Origin of the sequence: Amycolatopsis sp. SID8362 (assembly GCF_010550475.1) — a bacterium.
Lineage (GTDB): Bacteria > Actinomycetota > Actinomycetes > Mycobacteriales > Pseudonocardiaceae > Amycolatopsis > Amycolatopsis eburnea.
The window spans coordinates 1-4,911 of record NZ_JAAGNB010001431.1 but is presented as its reverse complement, the minus strand read 5'-3'; the positions used below and the strand labels follow the sequence as shown (position 1 = coordinate 4,911).

General features: G+C 72.0%; 4 protein-coding genes and 1 pseudogene. 2 read left to right on the top strand and 3 right to left on the bottom strand.

Annotation, left to right across the window (positions count from 1 at the left end; translation table 11 throughout):
- Positions 1-233 precede the first annotated feature (233 nt).
- Positions 234-1,085, top strand: coding sequence for an alpha/beta fold hydrolase (locus G3I65_RS44195; RefSeq protein ID WP_160701399.1), 852 nt, complete (start codon positions 234-236; stop codon positions 1,083-1,085).
- A 131-nt stretch (positions 1,086-1,216) separates the two neighbouring features.
- Here the strand turns inward: G3I65_RS44195 and G3I65_RS44190 are convergent, their stop codons facing one another.
- The 3 genes from G3I65_RS44190 to G3I65_RS44180 form a co-directional block, all read right to left on the bottom strand.
- Positions 1,217-1,972 carry an SDR family NAD(P)-dependent oxidoreductase gene (locus tag G3I65_RS44190; RefSeq protein ID WP_160701398.1) on the bottom strand — a complete coding sequence of 252 codons (756 nt, stop codon included), beginning with the start codon at positions 1,970-1,972 and terminating at the stop codon, positions 1,217-1,219.
- A 68-nt stretch (positions 1,973-2,040) separates the two neighbouring features.
- Positions 2,041-2,631: a GTP cyclohydrolase II RibA gene (ribA, locus tag G3I65_RS44185; protein WP_160701397.1), complete on the bottom strand. Its 591-nt coding sequence runs from the start codon at positions 2,629-2,631 to the stop codon at positions 2,041-2,043.
- The gene (locus G3I65_RS44180; RefSeq protein ID WP_160701396.1) at positions 2,628-4,097 is read right to left on the bottom strand and encodes a PfkB family carbohydrate kinase; all 1,470 of its coding nucleotides are present in this window, start codon (positions 4,095-4,097) and stop codon (positions 2,628-2,630) included. The genes ribA and G3I65_RS44180 overlap by 4 nt, the downstream gene beginning before the upstream one ends.
- A gap of 336 nt (positions 4,098-4,433) precedes the next feature.
- Here G3I65_RS44180 and G3I65_RS44175 point away from each other — a divergent pair.
- Positions 4,434-4,911 (top strand): annotated as a pseudogene (locus tag G3I65_RS44175) (hypothetical protein); the annotation flags it as partial.

Here is a 4,911-nt window from a genome sequence, read left to right as displayed (position 1 = left end):
GTGCCGGCGCAGCCAGGCGGCGGCGCCGTGCGGTTCGGCGAGGTCGTCGACGCTGCCGCCCGCGCTCAAGCGCCGGGTGTTGACCAGCGCCAGCGCGGGCGAGCGCTCCTCGCCGGGTGCCGCAGTGACCACGTCCGCCTCCCGAGTCCGGTGCCCAGTTTCCCCGGCACGTTGACAGCCTACCCGTCTCATGGATAAATAGAAAAGTAACCATGAGACGCAAGGAGGACCCGATGGTCGCCGTGCACCACCGCCACGCCACCGTCGCCGGGCACCGGCTCTTCTACCGGGAGGCCGGGCCCGCGGACGCACCCACGATCGTGCTGCTCCACGGCTTCCCGACGAGCTCGCACATGTTCCGGCACCTGATCCCGGCGCTGGCCGACCGCTACCACGTCGTCGCCCCCGATTACCTGGGCGCGGGCGCGTCCGACGCCCCTTCGGTGGCGGAGTTCGCCTACACCTTCGACGCGCTCGCCGACCTCACGCTCGGCCTGCTCGACCAGATCGGCCTGACCCGCTTCGCGCTCTACATCCAGGACTTCGGCTCGCCGGTCGGCCTGCGCATCGCGGCCGCCAACCCGGACCGGGTGACGGCGATCGTCACGCAGAACGGCAACGCCTACGTCGAAGGCCTGGGCGCCGGGCTGCCGCAGAAGCTCGCCGCCGGCACGCTGACCGAGGACGACCTGCGGGGCATGGTCACCCTTGAGGCCACCAAGGCGCAGTACCTCGACGGCGTGCCCGACCCGTCGCTGGTCAGCCCGGACGTCTGGATCCACGACCAGGCCCTGCTCGACCGGCCCGGCGCCGCGGCGATCCAGCAGGCGCTGCTCGCCGGCTACCACCACAACATCGGCCTGTACCCGAAGTTCCACGAGTACTTCCGGACCAGCCAGGTGCCGCTGCTCGCCGTCTGGGGCGCCAACGACGAGATCTTCATCGCCGACGGCGCCCGCGCCTACGCCCGCGACCTGCCCGAAGCCGAGATCCACCTGCTCGACTCGGGGCACTTCGCCCTGGAGACGCACCTCGACGCCATCGCCGGCTACATCCGTGGCTTCCTCGGGCGGGTGGTGGATTAGGTACCGAGCGCCGGTCCAGCGCCCCAATGTGGCCTTCGGTGCGTCTGACGCACCCAAGGCGGCCTTCGGTGCGTCAGACGCAACCAAGGCCGCCTTGGGGCGCATGCCAGCCGCCGTCGGCGAGCCCGGGGCTAGTCGACCAGCGCCCCCGCGCTGACGTTGACCGTGGCCGCGGTCATCGTGCGGGCCCGGTCGGACGCGACGAACGCCGCCACCGCGCCGACGTCGGCGAGGGTGGCCGCGCGGCCGAGCATCGTCTTGCCCACGATGCTCTTTTCGATCGCGTCGCGGCCCGGGAACCCGGCCGGGAGCACCTCCGGGATGCCGCCCGTCCGCAGCGTCACCGTCCGGATCCCGTGCGGCCCCAGCTCGGCGGCGAGCTGGCGGCGCATCGCCTCGAGCGCGTGGAAGGCCACCTGCAGCCCGCCGACGGGGTACTCGCGCACGGGATCGCCGTCGCCCCCGAACAGCAGGATGGCGCCAGCCCCCTGCTTGGTCATGTGCCGCGCGGCCGCGCGAGCGGTCAGGAACTGGGTGCGCACGGCGGTCAGCACCGGCCGTTCGTAGTCCGCGAGCGCCATGTCGGCCAGCGGCGTGCCCTGGACGTCGCCGTGCGAGATCAGGTTGAAGGAGACGTCGAGGCTCCCGCGCGCGGCGACGGCGTCGGCGTGCTCGTCGACGGCGCGTTCGTCGAGGGCGTCGACCTCCGCCGTCTCGGCCGCGCCCCCGTTCGCCCGGATGCGCCCGGCGACCTCCTCCAGCCGCGCCAGGGTCCGCCCGGCGAGGAAGACGGTGGCGCCTTCCTGGGCGAAAGCGGCGGCGACGGCCGAGCCGATCCGGCCGGCGGCGCCGTAGACGATGGCGTTCTTGCCTGCGAGCAGGGTCATGAGTCCTCCCTTGTCCGGGTGTGGTCACCCGTGCGTCGAACGGGCGGACCCGGAATCGACAGGGAGGCTCAGGCGGGCCGCGGCAGGATCGCGTGCCCGTGCACTTCCTTGGCCGCCAGGTACCCCACCGTCTCGCGGCTCGGGTCCGGCTGCACCAGCTGGCACATCTCCGCCTTGATTCCCGCCACCTCGAGCGCCGAGATCTTGGCGGGGTTGTTGGTCAGCAGCCGCACCGACGTGAGCCCGAGCTGCGCGAGCAGCGCCGCGGCGTCGCCGTAGGACCGGCTGTCGGCCTTGTACCCCAGCGCCGCGTAGCTCGCGAAGGTGTCGAGACCCTGCTTCTGCGACAGCTCGTACCCCTCCGCTTTCGCGAACAGGCCGGCGCCGCGGCCCTCCTGGTCGAGGTACACCAGCACGCCCGAGCCGTGCTTGCGGATGACGCGCAGGGATTCCTGCAGCTGCCAGCGGCAGTCGCAGTTCGTGGACTCGAAGATTTCGCCGTAGAGGCACCGGGAATGGATGCGGACGGGGCAGCCGTCCACGGGCTCGCCGTACACCGCCGCGCTCGGCGGGTTCATCCACCCGGGCCCGCCGTCGAGGACGATCGCGCGGAACGCCCCCTCCGCACCCTCCAGCTGGTGCACCACTGCTCCGGTCACGGGGTCTCCAGGGTCTGGTCGGTCTCGAGGGTGCGCTCGACCTCCTCGAGACCCGGCATCGAGTCGGCGATCTCGTCGAGAGTCGGGTTCGTCGCCATCGCCGCGATCGCCCAGTGCAGGGCTTCCTCGCGGCTCCGGCCGGCACCCTCTTGAATGAGTTTTTGGATGAGCGCCGCGGAAAAAGCTTCGCGGACGCCTGGTGCGTCGTCGAGCGGGACCGGCGGGCCCTCGATGTCGCGGGAGATCACGCTCGAGCGGATACTACAACCAAAATTCTCGACGACACAGACCGCGCCCACCCCGAGGGCGAGCAGTTGCCGGGCGAGTTCGTCGAGTGATTGTGGACTGTCCGGATCGGACAGCAGCCGGCGCAGCTCGCCTTCGCGGCCGACGAGGTAGTCGACCCCGCGCAGCAGGCGGTAGAGCTGCTGCGGAGCGCTGCGCGGCGGCGAAGCCTGCAGCAGCACCAGGGGTTTCCGCGCCTGCGTGGCCGCAGCCGACAGCGCCCACTTGATCGTGTCCATCGGCGGTTCGAGGGTGACCAGCACGGCGTCCGCTTCGGCCATCGCGTCGCGCACGCGCGGCGCGCGAAGGTCCTCTCTGGACAGCGAGACCTCGTCCTTGTTCATCCAGCCGAGGTACCGGGTCTCGCCGGTCTGGCTGACGAGCACCAGCGCGCGCGGGTTGGCGACGCCGGGGGTTTCCTTGACCAGCGCGGTCGACAGGCCTTCCTTGCGCATGAACTGCAGCAGGTCCCGTGCCTGGGAGTCGCCGCCGATCGCGGTGACGAGCCGCGCGTCGAGGCCGAGGCGCCGCCCGGCGATCGCGAGGAGCAGGCCCTTGCCGCCGGGGTGCACGTCGAAGGACTGCGCCTGGACGGCCTCGCCGACCTCGGGCAGCTCGTCCGAAACCACGACGTGGTCGGTCACCGCGCTGCCGACCACCACGACGGCGCCCACGGTTTCGCCGGCGGGCTCGGCCACCACGGGCTCGACGTCGTGGACGCAGCGTTCGGCCAGCACGCCCAGCGTCCGGGTCTCGATGGAGCCGCGCAGGCTGCGGACCGTCGGCGGCGGGTACTCGCTCGAGACGCCGACCAGCGCGTGCAGGGCGTCCCACCCCTCGGCCAGCGCGCGGCGGCGCTCCCCCAGGTCGTCGGCGTACAGGCGCTCGATCTCGGGGCGCTCGCCCACGCGCGCGCGGAGGACACCGAGGGCCAGCGCGGCGTCCGCGATCAGGAGGTCGGCCGGGTCGAGCGCGGCGACGGCGGCGGTCACGACGTCGACGATCGCTTCGCCTTCGGAGGCGCCGGTCTCGCTGGTGCGGCGGCGGACGGCGGGCAGCTCGGCGAGCAGGCGGACGTCGACCTCGGTGGCGTCGAGGCGCTCGACAGTGAGCCCGCTGCGCGTCCTCAGCTTGAGGAAGACGCTCCGGACGCCCTCGACGGTGGCGTCGTATCTCGCCATCGCCTCAGCCTACCCCTCGGATGTCACTTGCCCTTCTCCGCATGGCACTTGCGCGCCGCGGTCCCGCCACTCGTCGCAGCGAAGCCGCCAAGTTGCTCCATTCGGCCCGTTTGAGTCCGGCGTTCAGCGTCCCCTGATCACACAAAGGGCGTCGACCTGGGGCCACTTCTTGATGTCATCGCCTTGTCAATTGACATCGTTACAGGGCAAATGCCAACCTGAGGTTGCTTCATCGACCGTCGGGAGGTCGTCATGCAGCTCAAGAACACCCCGCTCAGCCTGCGGAAGGCGACACCGCGCCCAGCGCGTGTCACTCGGGCGGCATTTGCCGGAACGATGGCACTGGGCCTGGTCGTGGGCGGCTGCGCGGTGCCGGCGCGGAACATCGTCCCGGCCGGCGGGGACCGGGTCGTCGTGGTCGTCAGCGGGACGGCGAACGAGCCGCGGGCCGCCGTCACCGACGCCGTTCTCGCGGTGCTGCGCGACGCCGCGAACAGCGGGAACGTCTCGCAGCAGGGCTCGGGCAAGAGCAGCGTCGTGCTCGTCTCGGCCGCGGACGGCGGGGACCGGCGCTCGGTCGTGCTCACCCCGCGGCGGGCCGACGGTTCGCTGGAACACGGCCTTTCCCGGCCGTCGCTGATCGACCGGAACGTGGCGAGCGCCGCCGACGCGATCGGCGCGACCACCGCGCACAAGAGCGGGCTCGACCTGCTCGCCGGCATCGCCGACGCCGTCCGCGGGGTGCCCGCCGGGACCCTGGTCGTCGACAGCAGCGGCCTGAGCACCGGCGGCGCGTTCGACCTCCGGCAGGTCG